This is a genomic window from Streptomyces sp. TS71-3 (genome assembly GCF_018327685.1).
Classification (GTDB): domain Bacteria; phylum Actinomycetota; class Actinomycetes; order Streptomycetales; family Streptomycetaceae; genus Streptomyces.
Genome location: NZ_BNEL01000003.1, coordinates 2,093,335 through 2,118,819 on the forward strand (window position 1 = coordinate 2,093,335; position 25,485 = coordinate 2,118,819).

The 25,485-nt window shown below is 71.9% G+C and carries 19 protein-coding genes and 1 riboswitch; of the genes, 12 read left to right on the forward strand and 7 right to left on the reverse strand.

Annotation, left to right across the window (positions count from 1 at the left end):
- Window positions 1-59: 59 nt before the first annotated feature.
- Complete coding sequence (locus Sm713_RS41300) at window positions 60-185, reverse strand: hypothetical protein (RefSeq protein WP_283249837.1); 126 nt, start codon at window positions 183-185, stop codon at window positions 60-62.
- Window positions 186-285: 100 nt separating this feature from the next.
- The gene (locus tag Sm713_RS33025; protein WP_212913633.1) at window positions 286-720 is read right to left on the reverse strand and encodes a hypothetical protein; all 435 of its coding nucleotides are present in this window, start codon (window positions 718-720) and stop codon (window positions 286-288) included.
- A 685-nt stretch (window positions 721-1,405) separates the two neighbouring features.
- Here Sm713_RS33025 and Sm713_RS33030 point away from each other — a divergent pair.
- The 10 genes from Sm713_RS33030 to Sm713_RS33075 all read left to right on the forward strand — a co-directional run bounded on the left by Sm713_RS33030 (window position 1,406) and on the right by Sm713_RS33075 (window position 17,047).
- Window positions 1,406-2,152: a TIGR03769 domain-containing protein gene (locus tag Sm713_RS33030; RefSeq protein WP_212913634.1), complete on the forward strand. Its 747-nt coding sequence runs from the start codon at window positions 1,406-1,408 to the stop codon at window positions 2,150-2,152.
- Between the two features lie 140 nt (window positions 2,153-2,292).
- Window positions 2,293-7,620, forward strand: a complete 5,328-nt coding sequence (locus Sm713_RS33035) for a TIGR03773 family transporter-associated surface protein (protein ID WP_212913635.1) — start codon at window positions 2,293-2,295, stop codon at window positions 7,618-7,620.
- Window positions 7,617-9,269, forward strand: a complete 1,653-nt coding sequence (locus Sm713_RS33040) for an anchored repeat ABC transporter, substrate-binding protein (protein ID WP_212913636.1) — start codon at window positions 7,617-7,619, stop codon at window positions 9,267-9,269. Before Sm713_RS33035 ends, Sm713_RS33040 begins: the two co-directional genes overlap by 4 nt.
- Window positions 9,266-10,324, forward strand: coding sequence for a TIGR03773 family transporter-associated surface protein (locus Sm713_RS33045; RefSeq protein WP_212913637.1), 1,059 nt, complete (start codon window positions 9,266-9,268; stop codon window positions 10,322-10,324). The genes Sm713_RS33040 and Sm713_RS33045 overlap by 4 nt, the downstream gene beginning before the upstream one ends.
- Complete coding sequence (locus tag Sm713_RS33050; RefSeq protein ID WP_249416854.1) at window positions 10,321-11,085, forward strand: anchored repeat-type ABC transporter ATP-binding subunit; 765 nt, start codon at window positions 10,321-10,323, stop codon at window positions 11,083-11,085. The genes Sm713_RS33045 and Sm713_RS33050 overlap by 4 nt, the downstream gene beginning before the upstream one ends.
- A gap of 1 nt (window position 11,086) precedes the next feature.
- Window positions 11,087-12,904: an anchored repeat-type ABC transporter permease subunit gene (locus tag Sm713_RS33055; RefSeq protein ID WP_212913638.1), complete on the forward strand. Its 1,818-nt coding sequence runs from the start codon at window positions 11,087-11,089 to the stop codon at window positions 12,902-12,904.
- A 217-nt stretch (window positions 12,905-13,121) separates the two neighbouring features.
- A riboswitch (cobalamin riboswitch) is annotated at window positions 13,122-13,347 on the forward strand.
- Window positions 13,348-13,444: 97 nt separating this feature from the next.
- Window positions 13,445-14,410 carry an ABC transporter substrate-binding protein gene (locus tag Sm713_RS33060; RefSeq protein WP_212913639.1) on the forward strand — a complete coding sequence of 322 codons (966 nt, stop codon included), beginning with the start codon at window positions 13,445-13,447 and terminating at the stop codon, window positions 14,408-14,410.
- Window positions 14,407-15,486, forward strand: a complete 1,080-nt coding sequence (locus Sm713_RS33065) for an iron ABC transporter permease (RefSeq protein ID WP_212913640.1) — start codon at window positions 14,407-14,409, stop codon at window positions 15,484-15,486. The genes Sm713_RS33060 and Sm713_RS33065 overlap by 4 nt, the downstream gene beginning before the upstream one ends.
- Window positions 15,483-16,298, forward strand: a complete 816-nt coding sequence (locus Sm713_RS33070; RefSeq protein WP_249416855.1) for an ABC transporter ATP-binding protein — start codon at window positions 15,483-15,485, stop codon at window positions 16,296-16,298. The genes Sm713_RS33065 and Sm713_RS33070 overlap by 4 nt, the downstream gene beginning before the upstream one ends.
- Window positions 16,299-16,354: 56 nt before the next feature.
- Complete coding sequence (locus tag Sm713_RS33075) at window positions 16,355-17,047, forward strand: ferredoxin (RefSeq protein ID WP_212913641.1); 693 nt, start codon at window positions 16,355-16,357, stop codon at window positions 17,045-17,047.
- 85 nt (window positions 17,048-17,132) lie between these two features.
- Here the strand turns inward: Sm713_RS33075 and Sm713_RS33080 are convergent, their stop codons facing one another.
- From Sm713_RS33080 to Sm713_RS33100, 5 genes are read right to left on the reverse strand one after another with little or no spacing between them, the layout of a single operon-like run.
- Window positions 17,133-17,957 (reverse strand): trans-aconitate 2-methyltransferase, encoded by an 825-nt coding sequence (locus Sm713_RS33080; protein ID WP_249416856.1) that lies wholly within the window; start codon window positions 17,955-17,957, stop codon window positions 17,133-17,135.
- A complete protein-coding gene (locus Sm713_RS33085; RefSeq protein WP_374196106.1) occupies window positions 17,954-20,038 on the reverse strand; it encodes an ABC transporter ATP-binding protein in 2,085 nt (694 codons plus the stop codon). Before Sm713_RS33085 ends, Sm713_RS33080 begins: the two co-directional genes overlap by 4 nt.
- Window positions 20,035-20,922 (reverse strand): ABC transporter permease, encoded by an 888-nt coding sequence (locus tag Sm713_RS33090; protein WP_249416857.1) that lies wholly within the window; start codon window positions 20,920-20,922, stop codon window positions 20,035-20,037. The genes Sm713_RS33085 and Sm713_RS33090 overlap by 4 nt, the downstream gene beginning before the upstream one ends.
- Window positions 20,919-21,866 (reverse strand): ABC transporter permease, encoded by a 948-nt coding sequence (locus tag Sm713_RS33095; RefSeq protein ID WP_212913642.1) that lies wholly within the window; start codon window positions 21,864-21,866, stop codon window positions 20,919-20,921. The genes Sm713_RS33090 and Sm713_RS33095 overlap by 4 nt, the downstream gene beginning before the upstream one ends.
- A 2-nt stretch (window positions 21,867-21,868) precedes the next feature.
- On the reverse strand, window positions 21,869-23,431 hold the full coding sequence (locus tag Sm713_RS33100) for an ABC transporter substrate-binding protein (RefSeq protein WP_249416858.1): 1,563 nt from the start codon (window positions 23,429-23,431) through the stop codon (window positions 21,869-21,871).
- Between the two features lie 499 nt (window positions 23,432-23,930).
- Between Sm713_RS33100 and Sm713_RS33105 the strand changes: the two genes are divergently transcribed.
- Window positions 23,931-24,707: a hypothetical protein gene (locus tag Sm713_RS33105; protein WP_212913643.1), complete on the forward strand. Its 777-nt coding sequence runs from the start codon at window positions 23,931-23,933 to the stop codon at window positions 24,705-24,707.
- A 144-nt stretch (window positions 24,708-24,851) separates the two neighbouring features.
- A complete protein-coding gene (locus Sm713_RS33110) occupies window positions 24,852-25,445 on the forward strand; it encodes a sigma-70 family RNA polymerase sigma factor (protein ID WP_212913644.1) in 594 nt (197 codons plus the stop codon).
- Window positions 25,446-25,485: the final 40 nt, after the last annotated feature.

A 25,485-nucleotide genomic window follows, 5' to 3' on the forward strand; every position in this document is an offset into this window, starting at 1 on the left:
GGGAGCGGCATGCGCGGCTCCGGCAGGGCGAGTCCAGGGCCGTGCGCACCGTCCGTCCGTCAGGCGACGATCTCCTCGCACTCCAGCTCCCGCAAGGTGAGGCCGCCGTGGTGGTCACGGCGGATCGCCGCGTCCAGACCGACCTTCGACGTCTGCGCATGACCAGGGGCCTTCACCGAGAACATTCGCGCAGATGGACAGCGGGTACACCGAGGTCCGCATGACGGAGGTCGGCGGGCCGGCTTCAGGTGTCATCCTCGCTCGACGCTCAACGAGGGTGCCGCCTCATTGCGTGGTGGCCAAGCTCGTGTTCGCCGCGGCCGTGCGCTTCTGCTTGCCGGTGACGTGCAGGTCCGCCAACCCTCGTCGCAGAAGGCAGCCCGCGCCAGGTTCGTTCCATGCACCGCACCAGGTGGGCGAGCCGGTGCCAGCGGCGGGGCCGGTGGCGGAACAGGAGCCGGATGAACAGCCGGGTCGGTGCCAGGCGTCGGCCATCGTCGGTTTCGATCTCGTCGGTGTAGCGGCAGCGGTCGTCGCCGAGGGGACGAAGGTCAGGCGGTGCCGCCACGTGTGTACGGGTCCGCCGTGCTCGTGGGTGTAGCTCTCCAGCGGATCCAGCCGTTGCACGGTGATGTGGTGGGTCCACGTCGGGAGCACGCCGAACCACCACAGCCGCGCGCTGCCGTGCGTGCCCACCGTGATGTGCTCGGGTACCCGCATGCGGTGGAGCCGCGACACCGGGCTCATCACCAACGACCGCGCCGTCCCGCCTCCGAGCCCGTTCCGCGTCCCTGGCCGGCTGACGGAGCTCCCGGCCGGGTCGTACGGCCGGACGCAGCGAACCTCCCACGCCAGCCGGTGTGTTGCGTACTTGACAACCACCCCCAGCGGGTTCAGACTTCACATGTTTCCGCACATGATTTTCATTATCGAAATTTGGAGTGAAGGCCGCAGGGGGAGGGTGGGGGATGCGGGCGATCAGCACGTAGCAGTGGGGCCGTTCGACCTGCGCGTGTACCGATCCGCCTGATTGCCGGTGGGCCGTGTGCATGCTTTCGGCCGACCCGGTGGGGGGTCTTGCGGTGCGCGGCGATGTGCGGTGCTCCGTGTCTACGCGCGTTCTCGCGGGTTCCGGGGCGACGGGACGGCCGAGATCCGGGCCGCGTCGCACCGGCGCGGAGAGCAGTTCTTCCCACCGGCAGGGCTGTTGCACGTCTCCGGGGGGCGATCGCTCCCGTACGACTCCCTCCTGCCGGGGTCGCCGCATCGTGGCTGTGCCCCGGCCCCCTCCCTCCCTCCCTCCTCGACCCGCACCCCCTCATCGCCGGCGTCGCCGCGCGTCCCACGCGAGGGCGACGTTCCCCAGTTCTCTCAACCACACCTCCTCCGGTGAAAGGAAACACTCATGAACACCACTCTCGGTACCTCGCGTGGAACACGAGCCCGTCGGCGCGCGACGTTGGTCGGGGCGGTCGCCGGGAGCAGCGCCCTGCTGCTCACCCTCCTGGGCGCCGGCCCCTCCCAGGCGGCTGGGTCCGCCGGCACGATCGACATCGGACATGTCGACGGCCTGCACGTCGCCCTCAACGAGGACGGCGACCAGCTCGTCCTCGGGAGCAACGTGGACGAGGACGAATTCCTGCCCGGGTCCAGCTTCGAGCCCGGCTACTACCCCGGCTCGGAGGTGAACGCCGCCACCGGCACACCGCAGTACGACTTCACGGTGCCGCAGGCGAACTTCAACTACGAGGCGGACACCCACCCGAACACGTGGGTGCTGCCCGCGGACGAACCGTCGAGCTTCGTCGACAACCCGATCCTCTACCTGGGGATAGCCGGTACGGGTGAGGACCTGGCGAGACACGGTACGTCGGGCCCCGACGTCGCCTACGGCCTGTTCAACAGCCTGAGCGCCACCGACCACATCACGTTCAACATCACGCTGGTGAGCGCCCCGTCCGGGGGGACCTCTCAGTTCCCCACCCCGCAGACCTTCGACCTCGGCGGCAGCGCGAGCGAGCCGATCCACCACCACTTCGACTGGACCTTCAACAAGGCGGGCGTCTACAAGTTCCGGGTCACCGCCTCGACCGACAACGCGGCCGTGGCGGCATCGGCCCCGGTGACCTACCAGTTCACCGTCGAGGACTGACATCCCCGCGGTGGGGTCCGTCCCGGTGCCACGGGCCGGACCCCACCGCGCTCGCGGGTCGGCTTCCCCGAGCGGATCCGGCTTCGCCCACCCCGCGCGTGCATCTCGTGCCCGATTGGCCACTTCCCATGAGACGTCAGATGATCTCCCGCATCCTCGCCCGCCCCATCCTCACCGTGGCTCTTGCTGTCGGCGTGCTGGCCGCCGGGCTGCCCCTCTCGGCAGCCGTGACGGACCCCGCGCCGGTGCACGCGCCGACCAGCCGGAGCCGGACCGCGATCGATGTCGCCGGCTCCAGCGCGATCGCCGTCACCACCGATGGCGACGGCGGTCTGCGCCTGGGATCCGTCGCGCACGGCGGCAGCGAACTCGTCGAGCCCGGCCAGAGCCTGTTGCATGTGCAGGCGGCCGGCACCACGACGCCGGCCTACGTCGACACCACGAGGATCTCGTTGCCGGCGGGCGAGCGCGCCGCCGGGGACACGGAGGTGGCCCTGGTGAAGGCCACAGGGCCGCAGGGCGCGAAGGTCAGGGTGAGTGACGCGGACGGTGACGTGGTGCTGGGCACCGCCGACGGCCAACCGCACGCCGACACCCAGGCGGTGGGCGACCGCCGCTCCCTGGGGTTCTCCTTCTCCGCTGCCGGACGCTACGAGCTCACCCTGCGGGCGAGCCTCCCGGTGGAGGCCGGCGACGGGACGAAGACCACGCTCACCAGCGAGCAGGCGACCTACACGTTCGCCGTGGACGACGCCGGAAAGCGCACCGACCGGGACAGGAGCGTCACCACCACCACTGCGCGGCAGACCGACGACGGGCCGACGGTGCTGTCGGCGGGAAACATCGCGCTGACCCCGAAGCTGTCAGGCGTCAGCACGGACGGCACCGACTTCGACTCCTTCGATCTGGGGCTGCTGGACAAGACGGGTGCCTACGCGGACCAGAAGTGGTACTCCGCCACGGACGCGGTCCTGCATCTCGGGGCCGGCGAGTACGACGCCGCCGGCAAGACCTGGTCCACACCCGCCAAGGTCGACGATGTTCCCGCCTACACCACCGGGGCGGGGGCCCGCATCCTGTTCGGCCTGGACGTGGCCGGAGCGAAGGACGGCATCAACTACGCCGTCAAGGGCGCCATCGCGGGCAGTCCGCAGCCGTCCTACAGGCTGACCGGTGCCGAGGTTCCCGACGGCGGGCGGTTCCAGCTGATGTCCGCGGACGGAAGCGTGGGCTGGGACACCGCGGGGCTGGACGGCGGCGGGTCAGGGACCGCGCAGGCGGTGCCGTACCTGAACGGCGCGACCTACCGGGCGACCTCGTTCACGGCAGCCGGCACGTACTGCCTGACCGTCTCGGAGACGATGGTCTCGAAGGGCAGCGGTACGGCACGCACGCGCTCGGCGACCTACACGGTGATCGTCGGGGATCTGCCCGGCACCATCGCCATGTGCGAGCAGACGGGTGACGACGGCGGCGGTGACGACGGCGGCGGTGACGACGGCGGTGGGGGCGACGGCGGTGGGGGCGACACCGGCGGAGTGATGGTACTGAGCGAGCACCATGTCGACACCCGTGTCTGGCTGAACGACAACGGGGACGGACTCGACGTGGGCGTCGTTCCCGCCTCCGGTGATCCGTCCGTCGACGGGAAGTTCGTCGACTCCGACAACCTCGTGATGACGGGACTGATGACCGGAAAGGTGCCCGAGCCGACCTCGAACGCGGACTACACCTTCATCGGCCCTTCCGGAAGCACCTACTACTACTGGCCCGAGGCGGAGGCGAAGGGATTCCTGTGGCCCGGCTTCAGCACGGAGAACTGGAAACGCAGCCAACTCGGCGGCAGCCGGACGGTCAACCTCACCATGTCCGGGGTCGACGGGCCCGGTGACGTCGTCGTCTACCGCAGCGGCGCCGCGCCCCTGGACATCCTGTACAGCACCAGGTGGGATACACCGGCGTCCTATTCGTGGTTCGTGCCGGCGCACGTCCACGCCTACTGGGCGTTCAGCGCGCAGGGCCGCTACTGCCTGAACATGACGGCGTCGACCGAACTGGCCGACGGCTCCTGGGTCCACGGGTCGGGGATGCTTACGGTGTGGGTCGGAGACGTGGCCGAGGCGAAGAACGTGACCCCGTGCGACCGGGACACCTCGGTGACGCCGCCGGTGGACTCCCTGTCCCCGGTGAAGCCGGCTCCGTCCCAGTCCGCGGTCCTCTTCGCCGGGGACACCGGGGAGCTGGACATCGCACCGGAGATCACGGCCGACGGCACCGCGGACGCGCCCGCGTACCTGCATACCGCGCTGTCGGGCGAAGGGGAGTACCGCGACCTGGACGACGTGGTCGTGTCCTACAACCACAACGGCGCAGACGGCGCGTGGCAGGCCGGGGCCTACCAGGTGGTCACGGTGTCCACGGACCGGCTCCCCTGGGGCAGCATGGACGGGCAGCTCAGGGTGTCACTGGGTGACGTGAGAGGCCCCGGCACGGCCGCGTTCCGGGTCTTCGACGGGGAGAGCGCGACGCAGACAATCGATGTCACCTCGCTGACACAGCAGTCGAGCATGAAGAACGGCCTGAGCCTCCACGTCTCGAAGGCAGGGGTGTACTGCGTCCCCCTGACCTTCTCCCTGACCCAGGCGGGGAGAGGTTCGCCGGTGAGCGTGACAGGGACGTTGACGGTCGTGGGCGGCAGCACGGACCCGTCCGACAGCTCCTACATCGACCGGTCGAAGATCACCACCTGCTCCCGCGGCCAGCAGCCGTTCGGTGTCGACGACTCCTCCGGAGGCGGGGACGAGTCCGACTGGAACGTCCCGAACGAGACGCTGACCGACTCGGGCGCGGTGATCCTCAACGACGGCCACGTCGACGTGGCCGGCAAGCTGCACGGGGACACGCTGGAGACGTGGGTGAAGGACACGACCGAGTCCAGCGACGCCCGCTACCACCCGCTGACCGGAAGCAACTCGATGTCCAGCGCGGAGCGCAGCAGCACCAACAACGGCAACGGCGCGGTGTTCCAGCTCCTGCCGGGATCGAGGACCACGGTCCCGGCGGCTTCGCAGTACGCGTTCCTCGGTCCCGGCGGTTCGACGATCTGGCAGGTCTCGGAGACCCAGCAGGAGGGTCTGCTGTGGCCGGGCTGGTCGACGGAGGAGATCCCGCTGTCCGCGACCAGAACGGGGGTGCAGTGGACGCTGGACCGCGTCACCGGGCCCGGCGAGTTCGCCCTGTACACCTCCGACCCCACCGACCTGGCCGGTGTGAACGTCCTGTACAACACGCGTGACGGGGTCACCGCGGCGGACTCGTACCTGATCCCGCAGAACGCGCACGTGCACGGGTCATGGGCGTTCAGCGCGGAGGGGGCCTACTGCCTCGCGTTCACGCGTTCGACGACCCTGGCATCGGGCAAGAAGGTTTCCGACGACTTCACCCTGGCCGTCGCGGTCGGCAAGGTCAAGGTGCGCAAGATCGATCCTGGCGCGTGCTTCACGAGCACGGGCGAGCCCGGCACGCAGGACGTGACACCGATACCGGACTCCCAGCTGACCGACGCCACCTCGGGTGGTGTGCAGGTACTGGGCGACGAGGACGGCTTCACCCCGGGCCAGTTGGTCACCACCCAGGTGGGCTGGGAGTACCAGGGCCGATGGGTGTCGGTGTGGCTGCACTCGGACCCGACCTGGCTCGGGTGGGCGCAGGTCGGCTCGTCCGGGGCGGTCCAGACGCGGCTGCCCTCGGACGCGGCGCTGGGTGCACACAAGCTGGTGGTCAAGTCCGAGTCCGGGGGGCTCATCGGCTGGGACGCGCTCTCGCTGCTGGCCCCGCCGGACACCGGTGGAGGCGGGTCCGACGACCCCCCGCCGGACACCGGCGGGGGCGGGTCCGACGACCCGCCGTCATCGTGCGAGGCGACCACGACCATCATCAGCTCGGGGCACCTGGACTACTCGACCCAGGTGATCGGCGGAAGGGTGCAGTCGCTGATCGGCGACAACTCGTCGGGCAGCGAGGTGTTCCGCGAGCCGTCGAAGACGGTGCTGTGGCTCAAGCCGTCCAGCAAGGTGACGTTGCCGTCCGGATACGAGCAGATCGGGGCCGTCGGATCGAGCGTGTACATGGTGCCGCAGACCCAGAACATGGACCTGATCTGGCTGGGGTGGTCCACCGAGACGCTCGACGACAGCAAGGTGTCAGGGTCGGTGGCCTGGAAGCTCACCGACGTGGACGGGCCGGGCACGGTCAAGGTGTTCCTGAACGACGTGTTCGGCGGCGTGCAGTCCCTGGTGTTCGACGGGACGGGCACGTACCAGATCCCGCTGCGGGTGCACGCCCACGCGAACTGGGCGTTCAGCAAGCAGGGTGTCTACCGGCTGCACTTCACCCAGACCGCCACGTTGAAGAGCGGGAAGACCTCCTCCGACAGCGAGGTGCTGACCATCGCGGTCGGCGACGTCGACCCGGCCACGGCGGTGCCGGGCGGCAAGCAGTGCGTCGGAAAGACCCTGCCCGCGGACACCGGCGGGAAGTCCACCACGACGGGCGGGTCCGGGCCCGCGGGGAAGAACACCGCGGCCCAGTGCACGCCGGCCAAGGCGACCGTCATCTCGGCCGGGCACCTGGACTACGGCTCGCACGTCGTCGGCGGGAAGCTGGAGTCGCTGATCGGTGACGACTCGACCGGGCCCCGCGTCTACCGGGAGCCGTCCCAGACGGTGCTGTGGCTCAAACCGGCCGCCAAGGTGAGCCTGCCGTCCGGGTTCGGGCCGGTCGGGCCGGCGGGCTCGACGGTGTGGCAGGTGCCGCAGACGCAGAACATGTCCCTGATCTGGCTCGGCTGGTCCACCGAACTGCTCAACGCCGGCAACGCCGCCGGCCCCGTGACCTGGAAGTTGACCCAGGTCGACGGCCCGGGCACCGTGAAGGTGTACATGACCGGCTCGTTCGGCGGTGTGGAGCACATGGTGTTCGACGGGACCGGCACGTACCGGATCGCCCTGGGTGTGCACGCCCACGCGAACTGGGCGTTCAGCAAGCAGGGTGTCTACCGGCTGCACTTCACCCAGACCGCCACGTTGAAGAGCGGGAAGACCTCCTCCGACAGCGAGGTGCTGACCATCGCGGTCGGCGACGTCGACCCGACGAAGGTGACGACCGGCGCCACCGGCTGCGGAGTGGTCTCCCACTCCGCTCTGACCGGCGACGACACGCTGGCCGACGCGAAGGCCGCCGCGAAGCAGTTGCAGGCGCAGGCGGCCCACGCCGCCGCCGGACGGCTGCCCGGCCAGGCAGAGGGGGGCGCCGGAGGCGACGCGCGGTCCGAGGCCCGGAAACTGGTGCCGCTGCTGCTGGGCATCCTCGGCGGACTGCTGCTGCTCGGAGCGGCCGGGACCGGAGCACTGTGGTGGCGGCGCCGGAAGGGAGAGGGCGCCCCACGCCAGGCGCCGGCCGCACCGTGAGGCGCCGTGAACGGGCGGCCCGCATCCTCCTTGCGGGCCGCCGGGCCGGTACGGCACTGGCGTCGGTCACGACGGCGGCCGTGCTGCTGGCCGGATGCGCCGCCGGGCCCCTGCTGGAGCCCGGCACCGGCCGCCTCCAGGTGGTCACCACCACCGGCATCCTGGCCGACCTGGCCAGGAACGTCGGTGGCGACCGGGTGGACGTGGCCCCCATCGTCCCGGACGGGGCGGACCCGCACACCTACGAACCGACCCTGCGGGACGCCCGCGACGTCGTCTACGCCGACGTCGCGTTCTCCAACTACGCCCTGCTGGAGGAGCACAACGTCATCAAGACCCTCGACGCCAACCTCTCGAAGGACGCGGCGAACGTGTCGCTGGCGGAGGAGTCGGTGAAGTACTCGGCCGAACTGGTCCCCCTGGTCGAGAACGTCCACCTGGACACCGTCTGGCTCGGTCTGCGCGCCCACGGCACCGGAGCGAAGTACGGGGCAACCCGCGCCTCCGACGTGCTGATCCAGGCCGTGAAGGCGACCGGGCCGGGCGACGTGTACGCCTACCTGACCGGTACCTTCGGCGACACCGACGTGTACTTCGACTCCTCCGACGGCTTCGACGAGAAGGACGGGTACCGGGACGACACCGCGACCCTGCCCGCCGCGGCGCACACCCACCTGTCGTGGGCGTTCACCAGGCCGGGCGTCTACACGCTCACCCTGCGCGCCCAACTGAAGGTCGACGACACGTCCCTGCCGGTCGACCTGGGGCAGTCGACCTTCACCTTCGCGGTCGGGGTGGACCCCTACAGGGCCGGCGTCCCCGGCGCCACCGTGCTCGACGAGGGGCACGCCGACCTCACCGCGGACCTGGACCGCGGCGGCATGGACGTGCTGTACGACCCCTCCGGCGGTGGTGAGTACACGCAGAAGCACTACAAGGCGGACCAGGTCGTCATCGACGTACCGAACAAGGCCATCGAGGAGATCCCCGGTGATGCCCAGTTCGGGTTCCTCGGGCATGCCGGAGACCAGGTCTACCAGCTCGCCCAGGCGGTGCTCGGCAAGCACGTGCACGGCGAGATCGACCCCCACCTGTGGCAGAACGTGCGCAACGCCGAGGCGTACGTGAAGCTCATCCGGGACACCCTGATCGGCAAGGATCCCGCCGGAGCCGCCGTCTACCGGGCCAACGCCGCAAGGTACCTGGCCCGGCTGGACAGGCTCGACGGCTATGTGCGCAGCACCGTGGCGAAGATCCCCAAGGCGAACAGGAACCTGGTGACCACGCACGACGCCTTCGCCTACCTCGCCCAGGCCTACGACGTGAACGTGGCCGGCTTCGTCACCCCCAATCCTGCCAGCGAGCCGTCCCTGGCCGACCGGCGCCGACTGGCCGACACGATCCGCAACCTCCACCTCAAGGCTGTGTTCCTCGAACCCAACCTCAAGGCCCGCTCCTCCGAGCTGACCCAGCTCGCGGCCGAACAGCACATCCAGGTCTGCCCGATCTACGGTGACACCCTCGACTCCCGCGCCCCCACCTACGTGCGGATGATGCGCTTCAACGCCGACTCACTCCTCGCGTGCCTCGCCCCCCGAGCAGCCCGGCAGCCACCCACCGACGCCCTGACCGACCGGAAGACACCATGATGCGCGACGCCCTCACCCCGCACCGCAGACCCCGGCGCCTGCTGTCCCTGGCCGCGACCGCGCTGCTCACGCTGGCCGCGGCCCTGACTCCCGCCGCCGCCCGGGCGGACGGCCCGGGCGACCCGGCACTGGACCAGACGATCGGCGCGGACGAGCCGATCGTCCACGGAGACCACGTGATCGGGGCCGGGCACGTGGACATGGGCCCCAAGTTCGACGGCGGGGCCTGGAAGTTCCTCATCCGCGACGACGCCCACAAGGCCGACGCGAACGCCGCCAGCGTCTGGCGCTATCCCGGCGAGACCGTGCTGCGCGTCGTCGACGCGGCGAAGGTGACCGTCCCGGACAACTCCGCCTACTCCTTCATCGGCGCGGCCCCCGGGGCCGGGGTGTGGGTCGTGCCGGAGACCCAGAACCCCGACGTCGTCTGGGCCGGCTGGAACACCCAGGACCCCACGGTCATGAACAAGCTCGACCGGGGCGCCACCATATCGGTCACCGGGGTACAGGGCCCGGGCCAACTCACCGTCTATCTTCAGTCCGGTGACTTCGGCGCCCCACAGGTGCTGTGGAACTCCCGGAAGACGGGTGACCAGCAGGTCTGGGTGGACACCAACACCCACACCCACGCCAACTGGGTCTTCACCAAGCCAGGTGTCTACCTGGTGCGGATGCGGGCGTCGGCGACCCTGACGGACGGCACCAAGGTCTCCGACACCGAGCTGGTCCGTTTCGCCGTCGGCACCGCCACGTCCACCGACACGGCGCTGGCCACGGCGTGGAAGGGCAGGACCCCCACTGACTCCTCCTCCGCCCCGGCCTCTGCCGCCTCCTCCGCCCCGCCGACGGCGCCGACGAAGACGGCACAGGAGACCCAGGCCGGCGCCTCCTGGGGACAGGACCCGCTGGTGCTGGCCCTCATCGGCGCGATCGTGCTGGTCGCCGTCGCTCTCATCGTTGGGTTCACCCTCGTGATCGTGCGCGGCAACCGGGCCAGGCGCCGTGTCCTCGGCGCCCACGCCGGGGCCCCGTCGGACGGGGGTGACGGGCGGTGACGGAGGAATCCACCACCCCGGCTCTGGCGGTGGACAACGTATCCGTGGAGCTCGCGGGCAAGCTCGTGCTGGCCGATGCCGCGCTCAGCGTCGACCGGGGCGAGCTGGTCGGCCTGATCGGTCCCAACGGCGCCGGCAAGACCACGCTGCTGCGCACCGTCCTCGGCCTGCTGCGCCCGGTGGCCGGGCAGGTGCGGATCGACGGCCACCGGACGCGGCCCGGACGCACACCGATCGGGTACGTGCCGCAACGCCACGACTTCGCCTGGGAGTTCCCGCTGTCGGTGGCGAACACGGTCATGACCGGTCTGACCGGACGCCTGGGGCTGTTCCGCCGTCCGGGGCCGGCCGAGTGGGAGGCCGTGGCCGACGCCCTCGACCGGGTACGGATGAGGTCGCTGGCTGACCGACCCGTCGGGCAACTGTCCGGGGGACAGCGTCAACGGGTGCTCGTGGCCCGGGCACTGGCCCTGCGCCCGGCGCTGCTGCTCCTGGACGAACCGTTCACCGGCCTGGACATGACCACCCAGGAGCTGCTGTCGGAACTCTTCACCGGCCTGGCCCATGAAGGGCGGGCCGTGTTGATGACCACCCATGACATCCTCTCCGCGCTCGACGGATGCGACCGGCTCGCCCTGCTCGACCGCACCGTGATCGCCGTCGGCACCCCCGCGGAGCTCACGGCGGACCTCTCTCCGTGGACGGCGACGTTCAAAGTGAGCGAGAACTCCGCCCTGTTGCGCATCCTGAAGGCGGCCTGACATGAGTCCGATCGAATTCCTGACCGACCTGCTCAACCCCGATCTCGCGTTCCTCCCCAAAGCCCTGGCCGTCGCCCTCATGTCGTCCCTCGTGTGCGGCGTGGTCGGCACCTACGTGGTCCTGCGGGGCATGGCCTTCATCGGGGACGCCGTCTCCCACGCGGTCTTCCCCGGCCTGGCCGTCGCCTTCGCCGTGGAGGGCAACCTCGTGCTCGGCGGCACGCTCGCCGGGGTGGCCACCGCCGTCCTGGTGGCGGTCTTCTCCCAGAACCGGCGCCTCAACGAGAGCTCCGTCATCGGCGTCTTCTTCGTGGCCGCCTTCGCCCTCGGCGTCGTCATCATCTCCCAGGCCCCGGGATACGCCGGCAGCCTCGAACAGTTCCTGTTCGGCTCCATCACCGGTATCCCCACATCCGACCTGTACATCGACGCCGTCACCTCCCTCGTCATCCTGGCGGTGCTGTTCGCCCTGCACAAAGAGCTGGTCACCATCTCCCTGGACCGCGAATCCGCCCGCGCCATGGGGATTCCCGTGTTCCGGCTCGACCTCGTCCTCTACGTCCTGGTCACCCTCGCGGTCGTCATCAGCGTCCAGACCATCGGCAACATCCTCGTCCTGGCCCTGCTGGTCACGCCCGCGGCCACCGCCCGGATGCTCACCGACAGGCTCGGCGTCATGATGGTCCTCTCCCCGGCCGCCGGCGCCCTGGGCGCCCTGGTAGGCCTCTACGTCTCCTGGGGCTGGGACCTGCCCACCGGAGGCACGATCGTCCTGGTCCTGACAGCCGACTTCCTCCTGGCCTGGTTCCTCGCCCCCCGCCAGGGCCTGATCGCCAAGGCATGGCGCCGCCGCGCCCGCGCCGGCCTGCGCACGTCCGCCCCCCGCCCTCGGACGGCGACCGGAGAACCACCCGAAGCCGCCGGCACTGCCGCACCCCCCGTGGCCGGGGAAGGCGGCCCCCCCAAACGCCTCCAGGACCCGTCCCCGAGCCCCCCGCCGCGCCCGTCCGGCAGCGACATGGAGCCGGCAGCCCGCAGGTCGGCCGCCGACTCCGGCGCCGCCCCCCGCCGCCGGTGGATGCTGCCCGCCGTGGGCGCCGCTCTCGCGGTCCTCGGAACGGGCGCGCTCGTCGCCGCCGTGCTCGATCCCAGCGCCCAGGCGACCTCTGGCGGATCGCCCCGCACGGCGCCGCCTCGCACGCCGTCCCCGGCCCCCTCGCCGGCCGGTACGCTCCCTTCTTCTTCGGGCACCCCGATCGCCGAACTGCCTGATCCGGCCTGGGTCACCCGGACCGCTGAGGCCGCCGGCATCCCCGAACGAGCCCTGACCGCCTACGCCGGGGCGTCCCTCGCGGTCGCCGCGACGGACTCCTCATGCCACCTGGGGTGGAACACCCTGGCCGGCATCGGCGAGGTCGAATCCCGGCACGGCACCATGAACGGCGCCGGCATCGGCCACGCCGGCGAGGCCACCCCGACCATCATCGGCGTCCCTCTCAACGGCCATCACGTCGCCAGGGTGCCGGACACCGACGACGGCACTCTCGACGGGGACAGGACATGGGACCACGCGGTCGGCCCGATGCAGTTCATTCCGGCGACCTGGACCACGCAGGCCAAGGACGGCAACGGCGATGGCAGGAGGGACGTGAACAACATCGACGACGCCGCCCTCGCCGCCGGCGTCTACCTGTGCCGGACCGGCGGGGACCTGGCGGTCGCCGGCAACTGGATCGCCGCGATCAACGCCTACGACTCGGGGGCGGATTACAACCGGAAAGTCGCCGAGGCCGCCAATCGGTACGCCTCCGTCCGGTAGGCCGACCTGCTCTCACGGTCCACCTGACCCGCTGACCTTGCCTGTGCCCTGTCAACGCGAAGCGCTGGGCGCGCCGCACCCGGCGCGGCCACATCCGGTGGGCCTGCCGGCCGACACCTGTTGCGTGGTCGCCTTCGGCCGTCTGGCGGACACGTTCGGACGGCGTTCCACGTACCTGCCGATCCCCGCAGGGCACCCCCAGTGAAGTGCGTCGCAGCCAGGAGTTCGAGAACTTGGTACGTTGCCGGGGCCGTGGTGCACGGGAAACCGGTCCGAGTCCGGTGCGGCCCTCGCCACTGTTGCCGTGGAGTGTCGCGGCCCTCGCCGACCGGCTTCGCAAGCGGTCGGGGCCACTGAGCATCCGGAAGGGCGTTGCTCGGGAAGGCCGGCTGAGACGCGTCGATGCGGAAGCCAGGAGACCGGCCACGGCGCTACGTGTTCCACGAGGGTTTTGGAGGAGACGTGCCGAGAGGCCCGCTGCGTTCGTGTCGATCCATTCGCTCCATATCCACCAGAGGTTCCGCGCGTGCCGGTCGCGTGGTGGCGACCTTGCTGTCCGTCTGCGCTCTCGGGGCCTGCACCGGCGCTCCCGCGTCCGGCGGTGCGGCGGACAGCGCGAAGCAGGCGCCGGTGAGCGTGAGCAGTTGCGGGACCGCGGCAACGGTCCAGGCGCCTCCCAAGCGGCTGGTCACGCTCAACGAGGGAGCCACGGAGGTGGCGTTGTCGCTCGGCCTGCAGTCCCGCATGGCGGGAACGGCGTATCTCGACGACTCCATCCCGGCGAAGTGGAAGGCGGCCTACGACTCCGTCCCGGTGCTCTCCAAGGAATACCCGACGAAGGAGAAGCTCCTCGCGGCCCGTCCCGACTTCCTGTACGCCTCCTACTCCAGCGCGTTCACGGACAAGGTCGCCGGCACGCGTGACGAACTCCACGGCGAGGGCATCCCCTCGTACCTCTCCCCGTTCGGATGCGGCGACGACAAGCAGGTGCCGCCGGTGTCCTGGCAGTCGGTGTGGGGCGAGCTGGGCGACGTGGCCGAGGTCTTCGGCGTGACGCCGCGGGCCACCGCCATTCAGAAGCAGCAGAAGCAGGAGCTGGCCGAGCTCGCCAGGACGGGCGCGGGCAAGGGCCTGGACGTGCTGTGGTACGACTCGGACACCAAGACCCCGTTCGTCGGTGCCGGACACGGCGGGCCGCAACTCATCCTCGGCGCCGTGGGAGCCCGCAACGTCTTCGGGCATCTGCCGGGCGGCTGGCAGAGCGTGAGCTGGGAGAAGGTCGCCGCTGCCGATCCGGATGCCATCGTGCTCGCGGATGCCAGTTGGGACACGGCCCAATCCAAGATCCACTACCTGGAGCACGATCCGGTCCTGAGCAGGCTCACCGCGGTCCGACACAGGGCGTTCGTGGTGGTGCCGTTCTCGGAGTCGACTCCCGGGGTTCTCCTCGCGGACGGTGCCTCCCGGGTGTCCGCCGGGCTGGCCAAGCTGCACCTCGGTTCATGACCGGCGTGCCGCGCCCCGCGGCACGGGCGGCCGGCCCCGGCCGGACGGCGGCGGTCCTGGCCCTCGGCGTCGGGGTGCTGCTTGCCGCCATGCTCCTCGGCCTCGCCGTGGGCTCGCAGCACGAGCCACCGGGCACCGTGATCGATGTCGTCGCTCGCCGTCTCGGTCTGGGCAACCCGCGGGTGACGCTGCTGGACGACCAGATCGTCTGGCAGTTGCGACTGCCGCGGGTCCTGGGGGCGGCCGCCACGGGTGCCGGACTCGCGGTCTGCGGTGCCGTGTTGCAGACGCTGACGGGCAACGACCTGGCCGATCCGTATCTGCTCGGGATCTCCGACGGAGCCGCCGCAGGGGCGGTGACCGTGATCGTCCTCGGCGTCGGGGCCTCTGGAGCCGCGGCCGCCGGAGCCGTCTCGGCGGCTGCCTTCGCCGGCGCTCTGCTCGCCGTTGTCGTCGTCCTGGCGCTGGCGGGAGCCCGTACCTGGTCGCTGCCCGCTGCCCGCACCGTGCTCGCCGGAATCGCGGTGGGGCAGATGTGCGGGGCGTACACGTCGTTCGTCGTGCTCGTTCTCGGCGACCGCGACGCGGCGCGCGGTGTCATGGAGTGGACGCTGGGCTCGGTGGCCGGGGTGCGGTGGCACACCGCCGTCTTCCTGATCGCGGTGGCCGTGGCCGGCACGGTGATCACGACCTCGTCCGCCCGCGATCTGGACGCCTTCGCCTTCGGCGAGACGGCCGCCCGTTCCGTCGGCGTGCACGTCGAGCGCACCCGCTGGACCCTCGTCGTCACCGCCGCACTGGTGACCGCGTGCCTGGTGGCCGACACCGGTGTCATCGGTTTCCTCGGCCTGGTCGTACCCCACATGGTGCGCCTCGTCTGCGGCCCGCGCCACGCGCTCCTGCTGCCCGTGTCGGCGCTGCTGGGCGCATCCCTGCTGGTGGCCAGCGACGTCGTGGCGCGCTCGGTCCTCCCGGACCAGGAGATTCCCGTCGGCGTCATCACCGCCGGACTCGGAGCGCCGTTCTTCGCCTGGTTGCTGTGGCATCGGGGGCGTGCCGACGGGAGAGCGCGGTGACGGCGAAGTCCCCCATGGAACTGCGCGCGGAGGAACTCGGCGTGCGCATCGGCGAGGCCACGCTGCTCGATGCGGTCACGCTCGTGTTCACCCCGGGCAGGACCACGGGCCTGCTCGGGCCCAACGGAGCGGGGAAGACCACCCTGCTGCGCGTGCTCGCCGGACTCACCCGGCCCCACACCGGGCGGGCCCTCCTCGACGGCCGGGACGTTCACGCGCTCACACCACGCAGGCGGGCGCGACAGGTGGCCTTCATGGAGCAACAGGCCGACACCCGGCTCGCGTTGTCGGCACGGCAGGTCATCGACCTCGGCCGCACACCGCACCGAAGCCGCTGGCCCGCGCCCCCGAACTCCGCGGCTGCCGCCCACGAGCGGTCCGTCTTCGCCGATGCCGTCGCCGCGGCAGACGTCGGCCACCTCCTCGACCGGCCCTGGCCGGCGATGTCCGGCGGCGAACGGCAACGGGTCCAGCTCGCGCGGGCGCTGGTGCAGGAGCCCGGGGTGCTCCTGCTCGACGAGCCGACCAACCACCTCGACCTCCGCCACCAACTCGGCTTCCTCGCCACCGTGCGCGGGCTGGGCATCACCACGGTCGCCGCCCTGCACGACCTCGAACTCGCCGCCGCCTACTGCGACGAGATCGCCATCCTGCTCGACGGCAGGCTCATCGCCCACGGACCCGGCTCCGACGTGCTCACCTCTGCCACCATCGCCCGCGTCTACGGCGTGGACGCGACCGTGGAACGCCATCCCCTGCACGACCGGCCGCACATCCGGTGGAACGGACTCCTCCCCGAAAGGCCGGCATGATGAACCCTCCGCCCCCAAGCCCGTCTTCCCGCCCCTCCGCAACGGTCCTGGTCGGCATGTCGATCGCGGAAGTCGACCGCCGCGGCGAACTCCTGCGCGCCGCGGCGTCGCACGGGGCCACGATCGCCTTCCTGCAACAGGGCGACCCCTCCCTGTCGGCGGAGCTGACGGGACTGGCCGACGCCGGAACCGGGACCATCACCCTCGTCGGCGTCCGCCTCGCGAGTTCAGGACCCGCCCAGTCCTGGCTGCGGCGGATCGCGGCGTACTGGTGGCGCGAGCGCGCGGGCCACCGCCCCGACCTGCTCGTCGCGACGCGCCTCGCCGACTCGTTGGACGCGATCGCCGCGGTGGCGCCGGAGACGAGGCCGATCACCGGCCGGGAACCCGGACTGACGTCGGCGGCCTGGGAAGAGGTCACTCGGCACCGGCACCAGGTCAACGTGTGCCGCGGGCCCCGCTGCACGGCCAAGGGCGCGGAGGGGGCACTGCGCGCCCTGCTGCACAGGCTGGCCGAATGCGGCCTCGGCGACGACGACGTCCAGGTGCTCCAGACCGGCTGCCAGTTCCCCTGCAACCAGGCACCCGTGGTCAACGTCCAGCCGGACGACGTCTGGTACGGGAAGATCACCTCGGCCGTCGCGGACCGCATCGTGACGGAACACGTCGTCGGCGAACGGCCGGTCGCGAGCCACCGCCTCCCGCGCCACCGGAAGGAGGGGGCCATCCGTGGCGCCGACTCCCCGTAGCGCTGCACGATTGCCTCACACCCGCCGACCTCACGGGAGGAGTGCACCTACCGGCTCGGCCACGCCGTCCGGCACCGAGGGGCGTTCAGCGCACGGCTACCAGGAGGGCGTCGCTGGTGGAGCACCAGGCCTGGCGGACCTCGTCGAAGCCGGCGGCGCGGAGTGCGTCGGTGTGCCACCGGACCGTGGTGGGGCGGTCCCGTTGCTCGGACCCGGACGGCGGGCGGCGTGGGTCGCCGAGGAGCGTGAAGCGCTCCCGGGTGACTTCGGCCAGTGCCGGCTCCTGTGCGGCCGCGGTCCACCAGGCTGCCCAGTCCTGGGCCCCGGCGTCGCGCTCCCGGGCCATGCGGGCCTCGTGGAACGCCTTGACCGCGGCGTTGATCCGCGGCGCGGACTCGTCGGTCATGTGGTCGGCGTTGAGGAAGACTCCGCCTTCACGCAGCACACCCGCCAGCCGGCCGTAGAGGATGCGCAGTGGTTCGGTGTCGAGCCAGTGGAGTGCGGTGGCCGTCACCACCGCGTCGTAGGTGCGGTGCGGCAGCGCCTCGGGCCACGCCCGGTCGGTGAGGTCCGCGGTGACGAACTCCACACGGCCTTCCCCGGCGAAGTGGCCGCGGGCGATGGTCAACAGCGCGGGGTCGAGGTCCACGCCGGTGCTGCGCGCGCCGGGCAGCCGCCTGAGCAGGCGGTCGGTGATGCTGCCGGTGCCGCAGGCGAGGTCGAGGACGGTGGGTTCGGGGCCGGTGAGGGCTTCGAGGACGTCGAGCATGACCCGGAACCGCTCTTCGCGGTCCGGCATGTACCACTCCTGCTGCCGGTCCCAGCTCTCCTGCCACTGCCGCCAGCCGGCCGCGGCCTGGCCGCCCTGCCGGTGCGTGGTGGTCCGCGGCCCCGGGGCCGTGTCCGTCATGGTGTGCCTTCCTGCTGGTGCTGGTCCTTCTGCTGGTTCTGCTGGTTCTGGTGGTCCTGCCGGTTGCTGGAGCTGTCCCGCATGCCGCGACGCGGACGTGTTCCGGTGGCATGGCCGGTCCTTCCCGGCGGGATGGTGGTACCGGCCCGGCCGGAGGGCTCGCCCCCGTCCTTCCGCCTCGAACCCAGGTGCTCCGCCTCCAGCAGGAGGCGGGTGGCCTCGGCACGGGGTGCGGCGAGCACCTTCCGGCAGTCGCCCTGCTCCACGATCCGCCCCCCGTCCAGGACCAGCAGCCGGTGGGCCAATGCCCGTACGGGGGCGAGGTCGTGGCCGATCCACAGCACAGCGGTGCCCGTTTCGCAGCGCATCCGCTCCACCTCGTCGAGCACGAGGCCGGCGGCGCGGGCGTCGAGGGCCGTGGTGATCTCGTCGCACACGAGCACGTTCGGGTGGGCGAGGGTGGCACGGGCGAAGGCGGCGCGCTGCAACTCGCCGCCGGACAGGGATCCCGCCGGGCGCTCGGCGACACGCTCGCTCACCCCCAGCCTGCACAGCAGGCCGACCGCCTCCTCGACGGCGCCCGACGGGGCGAGGCCACGCAGGCGCACGCCGGTGCGGGCCACCTGCTCCAGCACGGTGCGCCGCTCGTCGAAGGACCCGCGCGCCTCCTGCCAGACGTACTGCACCCGGCGTCTGCGTTCCGTGTCACGGTGGCGCAGGACCGGCAGCTCGGCGCCGTCGAGCCGCATCCGTCCCTGCCATCGCTCGTGCAGTCCGGCCACGCAGCGGGCCAGCGTGGTCTTCCCGCTCCCGGACCTCCCGACGATCGCCAGGCACTCGCCGGCGGCGAGGCCCAGGCTGACATCGTGCAGGACCTCTCCCCTCCCGTCGGAGCGCAGGTAGGCGGAGAGGCCGTGGACGTCGAGGAGCGGCGGCGTGGGGCGCTGCCCAGCCCCGTTGACGACGGTGCCGTCCGAACCGCTTCCGGAACCTGCGGACGGTGTGTGCCCAACGGTGGTCACGGGCTCGACGGCACCGGCAGCCGCACCGGTCCGGCCCGTCTCGGCGGTCGCCGCCGCGGGCCCGGCAGCGCGGGGGGAGCCGTCTCGGGCCGACGCGGCGAGCGGGGCCGTGCTGTCGCCGCTGGGCAGGAGACCGGCTCCTCCCGCGGCCACGACCCGGCCGTTCTCCAGCAGGACCACATGGTCGGCGAGGGCGCGCACCAGCGCGTGGTCATGGCTGAGCAGCAGGATGGCGATGCCCTTCCGGGCCAGCTCGCCGAGTTCGCGGGCCAGGCCGAGGCGGGTCACGGTGTCGAGCCCGGTGCTCGGCTCGTCGAGGATCAGCGCCCGGGGGCCGCATGCCAGGGCCTTGGCGAGGGCTACGCGCTGGCGCTGGCCACCGGAGAACTGGTGCGGGAAGCGCCGGAGCACCCCTCGCTCCGGGGGCAGTTGGGCGCCGAGCAGCGCGTCGGTGGCGCGCCGGCGCGCATCGCGGCGCCGTTGCCGGCCTCCGCCGGTCTCCGGGTCCGCGTGGAGCCGCGCGAGCTCGGTGAGGACGGCTCCCACCCGTCGGGCGGGGTTGAGGGCGCCGCCCGGGTGCTGGGGCAGATAGGCGACGGTTCCGCCGCGTACTCCGGCGGCCGCCGGAGTGGGCCCCGTACCGTCGACCACCGGGATGCCCGCCACCTGCACGGCCCCGCTCAGCCGGACCCCGGGCGGTGCCTCGCCGAGCAGGGCCAGGGCGGTTGTGGTCTTGCCGCTTCCGGACGGTCCGACGAGGGCCGTGACGGTCCCCGCCCGCATGGTCAGGTCCACTCCGTCGAGCAGAACGGCCGAGGCGGCGGTGTGCGCCGTCAGACCGCTGACCTCGATCACTGGCGTGACGTTGCCCTCGGTGGCGCGGCCGGGGCTGGGGAGCCGGCCTCCGTGCGACGGCGCCCGGTCGGGAAGCCGTGCGGGGCGGGACTCGGCGGTGGCCGCGTCCGGCCGCGCGGGCCGTGCGGCGTCCGTGGGGAGTGTCCCCTTGCGGGAAAGGCCGCTCGGGGCATCCCGTTCCGCGCTGTGGCGGTGCCGTCTCACTGCGTCCCTCCCGCCGTGCGGGCCAGACCCGGTCGGGATGCCGCGAGGGCTTGGCGTCCAGGGCTCTTCGATCGCTTGAGCAGGGTGTCCGTCAGCAGGTTGAGGCCGACGCTGAACATGACGAGCAGGGCTGCGGGAGCGCACACCGCCCAGGGCTGCACGAGGAGGGCCTCCCGGGAGGCGGCGATGGTGACACCCCAGTCCGGGGAGGCGGGGTCCAGTCCGAGGCCCAGGAAGTTGGCGGCGGCCACGGTGAAGACCGCGGTGGGCACCCGGGTCCCGACATCGGCGGCGACCACCGGCAGGATCTCGCGGCCGATGTGGCCGAAGAGCACCCGGGGAGCGGACTCGCCCTGCATCCGCATCGCCTCCGCCACGGGCCCGCTCGCGGGATCCAGGGCCGCGGACCACACCAGCCGCGCCACGACGGGGACGTTGATCGCCGCGACGGCCAGTGCGATCGCGGCCGGCTCGCCGCGCCACCGCACACCGACGACACTGATGACGAGGAGAGACGGCAGTGGCAGCAGTATTTCCACCGGCCTCAGCAGCGACTCGCTCAGCCCCCCCCGCCGTGTCACGGCCGCGGTCAGGCCGAGCGGTGCACCCACCGCATAGGCCACGACCACCGCGCCGCAGGCCATTCCCAGAGCGCTCGGCCCGCCCCGCATCAGCAGGCCCAGCACGTCGCGGCCCAGTCCGTCCGTACCGAGGAGGTGGCCGTGGCCGGTGGCGTACGGTGCTCCGCTTCCGGCGGCGACCATGCCGGTCAGGAAGGGGCCAGCCACGGCGAGCAGCACGGGTACCGCCAGGAGCACGGTGGCGGTCGCCATGGTGATCGATCCCGTGGCGAGGCCCCACCGCGGGGGAGTGGCACGTCTCACCGCAGGAGCTCCGTACGCGGCGCCAACCGGTGGCACACCAGGTCAGCCAGGAGGTTGAGGAGCAGCGCGACGGCGGCGAGTGACAGTGTCAGTGCCTGCACGGTGGGCACGTCCCGGCTGCGCACCGCGTCGATGAGCGCGGTCGCGGCGCCGGGAACGGCGAAGACCGCCTCGACGACGAGGACGCCGCCGAGCAACTGGTCACCGGTGTGCGCCAGCTCCTGCACGGCGGGGACGGCGGCGTTCGGCAGCACATGGCGCAGTACCAGACGGAGCCGCGGCACACCGAGCCGCCGCGCCTGGACCGTGTAGCCCGCTCGCAGGGCGGTCACGGTTCCGGCGCGGATCTGCCGCGAGAAACGGCACACGGTCCTGGACAGCACCACGGCGACGGGCAGCACGAGCAGCGCGGGGCGGGTCAGCAGGTCGCCGCCTTCGACGCCGACCCAGGTGGACGGCAACCAGCCCAGTCGCAGGGAGAAGAGGGCGACCAGGGCGAGCGCGAGCACGAAGTCCGGCACCGAGTCCAGTGCCAGCATGGCGGCGGAGGTCACCCGGTCGACACGCCCGCCCTCACGCAGGCCCATAGCCAGCCCGAGGAGCAGCGCGAGCGGCAGCAGGAGCACGGCCGTCGCCCCGGCGAGGGTGGCGGTGACCCCCAGCGAGCCCGTGACGACGCCGCTCACCGGGCCGTGTCCGACCAGCGAGGTGCCCAGGTCCCCGCTGAGCAGCCCACCGGCCCAGTCGGCGAAGCGCGCCGCGAAAGGGCGGTCGAGACCCATCTGGTGGCGGAGCTCCGCGATCTGCGCCGTGCCGGCCTGTTCGTTGAACGCGGTGGCCGCGGCATCACCCGGTAGCGCCGAGGTCAGCACGAAGACGGCGAAGGCGAGCACGGCGAGCTGGACGAGCGAGAGCAGTAGACGCCGCAGTGCGTAGCGGAGCACGCCTAGTCCAGCCAGACGGTGTCGAACCGGGCCCAGTCAACGGTGTTCGGCGGCGCCGGCCGTACGCCGTGCAGCCGGGAGGAGACGGCGTTCAGCCACTCGGAGTGCCCCCACAGAAGCCGTCCACCGCGGTCGCGGACGGTGCGCAGCAGACTTCCGTACTCCGACGCGCGCCGGTCGCCGTCGGTGGTGGCCCGCGCGTGGGCGAAGGCGGTGTCGAAGTCCTTGTGGCTCCAGGCGGTGACGTTCTGCGGGGCACCGGTGAGGAGGCGTTCGCTGATGTAGGTGGGGATGGGCATGGCGCCGCACCGGTGGCTGCCGATGGTGCCCTGGGTGAGCAGGTCGGTGAAGTACGTCTCCGGAGCACCCGTGGTGACCTCGACGCGCAGGCCCGCCTCGCCGGCCTGGTCGGCGAAAAGGTGCGCGGCATCCACGAAGGTGTCCGCGGCCGTCGAGGTGTAGAGCGTGATCCGCTTGTTCAGCACGCCGGACTTCCGCAGCAGCCGCTTGGCCTCGCCGAGGTCGTGACCGTGTTGCGGGACGTCCTCGGGGTAGTACCGGTACCCCTTGCCGTACATGTCGTTGCCGATCTCGCCGCGCCCGCCGAGGACCACGTCCACCAGACGCCCGCGATCGGTGAGGAGCTTGACGGCGAGGGCGGCGTCGGGGTCGTCGAAGGGGGGACGGTCGGTCTTCAGAACGAAGCCCTCGGCCCCGCTGCGCGGCGTGGCGACGATGCGCACCCTCGCGTCGCCCTGGACGACCCGCGCGAAGGTGGCGCTCATCTCATGGGCGTACTCCACCTCGCCCGCCCGCACCGCGTTGCCCCGCGCCTCGGTCTCCGCCGAGAGGATCCGCACCGTGTCCACGTGGGGCGCACCCTCCCAGTGGTCGTCGAACCGGTGGGCCGTGAAGGAGCGTCCGGCCTCGAAGGACCCGAAGCGGAACGGCCCTGTGCCCACCGGGTGTGCCGGATCCCGGTAGCCGCGCCGGACGATGGCCGTTCCCGTCATCCCCAGCAGGGACGGCAACTCCGCGTCAGGCCGCCGCAGTGCCAGTTCAACGGTGTCCCGGCCGATGCCACGGGACTTGCTGAGGTCGATGACGGACAGCGAGGTGCGGGCCAGGTGGTCGGCGGCATTCGGGTCCTGGATCCGGGCGAGGCTGTAGAGCACGTCGTCCGCGTCCAGGACATGGCCGTCGTGGAAGGTCGCCTTCCGCAGGGACAGCCGCCAGACCGTGCAGTCGGCGTTCGGCTCCCAGCGGAGGGCCAGCCGGGGCACGGGACGCAATCTCGCGTCCAGGTCCACAAGCCGGTCGAAGACCGCCTTGTGCCGGGCGATGTCGACGAACTGCCGCTGGGCGTGGGGGTCCATCGTCTCCTTGGCCCCAGCCCCCGGGAACACCGCCCGCACCGTGCCGCCCCGCCGGGGCTTGCCCGTCTCCGTGCCCCCGCCGCCGGATGGTCCGCAGGAACCGAGGAGGCCCAGGGCTCCCACGCCCGCGGCCATGCCGAGGAACTCCCGGCGAGTGCTGACCGGCACCTTGCCCCCCACTCGCGTCACGAACGCTGAATGTGCAAGAGATTTGTATCTGCACATCATTTGCGACAAGAGATGACCACACGCGGGACGGATACGTCAACACGACGGAAGAGGCCAGCTCACCGCCCGCGGGCAGGGCGGGGCCGCGCAGCGTGCCCGATGCGGGGGTTACCACCGTCATGCAGTCGTCACGCCGGTCTGGCGGTTCGGCGACACCAGGTCCTGGCCTCCGTCAAGGGCTGATGCGGCACGGGATACCGCCCGGGGGACCGTCCCGACGTCGGCGAGGAATGCTCCTGGTGAGTCTCGGAGGGTGAGCTCATGAGGACTGATCACCGCCGACGGCTACGTGCACCGGAGTTCCGATGCGCAGATCCGTTCGTTCCTCTCCCGCAGGACCGGGATGTCGAGCCGCTCCACCGATGCCCGGATGAGCGGATTCCACTCGCTGCACGCTCCCTGTGCTCAGTCTGCATGCTCCCTGTGCTCGGTGAGTCGCGGGTGTCACCATGAGGTGGCCATGACCGTCGGATGGTTCTGCCGGGCGTTACGGGCCGCGGTGTTCGCGGCCGTCGCCGTGCTGCTCGGGGGGCTGGGGCACCGTGCGATGTCCGGTCTGCCGCTGCCGTGGTGGGCGCCGGCCGCCGGTGTCGCGGCGAGTTTCGCGGGCGCCCTGTTCCTGGCCGGCCGGGAGCGCGGTGCTCCGCTCGTGGTGGGTGCCCTGGTCGCCTCCCAAGCGGTGCTCCACGTGCTCTTCACGCTCGCCCAGGCCACGGTGGACGGTGCCCGCGCGGATTCCGGCACGACGGGAACCGGTCCGCCGCCCGCGGTCGGCTTCACGCACGCGATGCCCACCGCCCCGGGCGGTACGCACCCGCCGGGGGCCATGTCGCGTTCGATGGGTGCCATGCTCCCGGGCGAGGGCATGATGGCGATGCCGGCCGGGACCGGACCGGCCGAGGGGCTCCGGCAGGCGGGGCACGTGCCCGGTCTCATGGATGCCATGCCCCACCTCATGGGCGGCATGTCGCCGGTGGGCATGCTCGGCGTCCACGCCCTGGCCTCACTGCTCTGCGGGCTCTGGCTCGCCCGCGGTGAGCGGCTGGCCTTCCGCGTCCTGCGCTCGCTCGCGTGGCGCCTGCTCACCCCCGTGCGGCTCGTGCTCCGCGCCTCCGCGACACCGAATCCGCCGCGGCCCGGGAGCCGCCACGAGGAGGCGCACGGAGCACCGAGGCTTTTGCTGCTCGCCCACAGCATCACTTCCCGGGGACCGCCCGGACGGTGCGCTGCCGCCTGACGGCAGCAGGTTCCCCCGGATCGGTGCCGGCGGCATACCGCCCGCACCGATCCGGGCACGGCCGCGTGCCCTCACGCGGCCGCCCCCACCGTTCGCGTCCGGGCCGCGCAGGTCCGCGGGCCGGCTCCCCGAGAAGGATCGCCTGTGATCACCCATGCTGTGCCCCGTCCACCGGACGAGTCCGTGACCGCGTGGGCGCTCGCCGCGCGCGGCGGCGACGCGGAAGCCGTGGAGCTGTTCGTGCGTGCCCTGCACCTGGACGTGCGGCGCTACGTGACCCTGCTGGGCGCGGATCCGCAGACCGCCGAGGATCTCGCGCAGGACACCTTCCTGCGCGCCCTGACCAGCCTGCATCGCTTCCAGGGCCGCTCGTCCGCACGCACCTGGTTGCTGACCATCGCCCGCCGCGCCGTGATCGACAGTGTCCGCCACGCCGCCGCACGTCCGAGGATCTCGCACGCGGCCGACTGGGAGTCGGCCCTGGAACGCGCCCAGCCGGTGGGGATACCCGGCTTCGACGAGGGCGTCGCCCTCGTGGACCTCCTGGGCGTGCTGCCCGTCCGGCGGAGGGAGGCGTTCGTCCTGACCCAGATCCTGGGTGTGCCCTACGAGGAGGCGGCCCGGGTCACCGGGTGTCCGGTGGGCACGGTGCGCTCCCGGGTGGCCCGCGCTCGTATGTCTCTGGTCCGCTGGGTCCGTGAGGCGGACTGCGCCCCGGAGCGTGAGACGGTCGGTTAGCGCGTGCGTCACTCCACGAACGCGACCGGCGCCTCGCCGT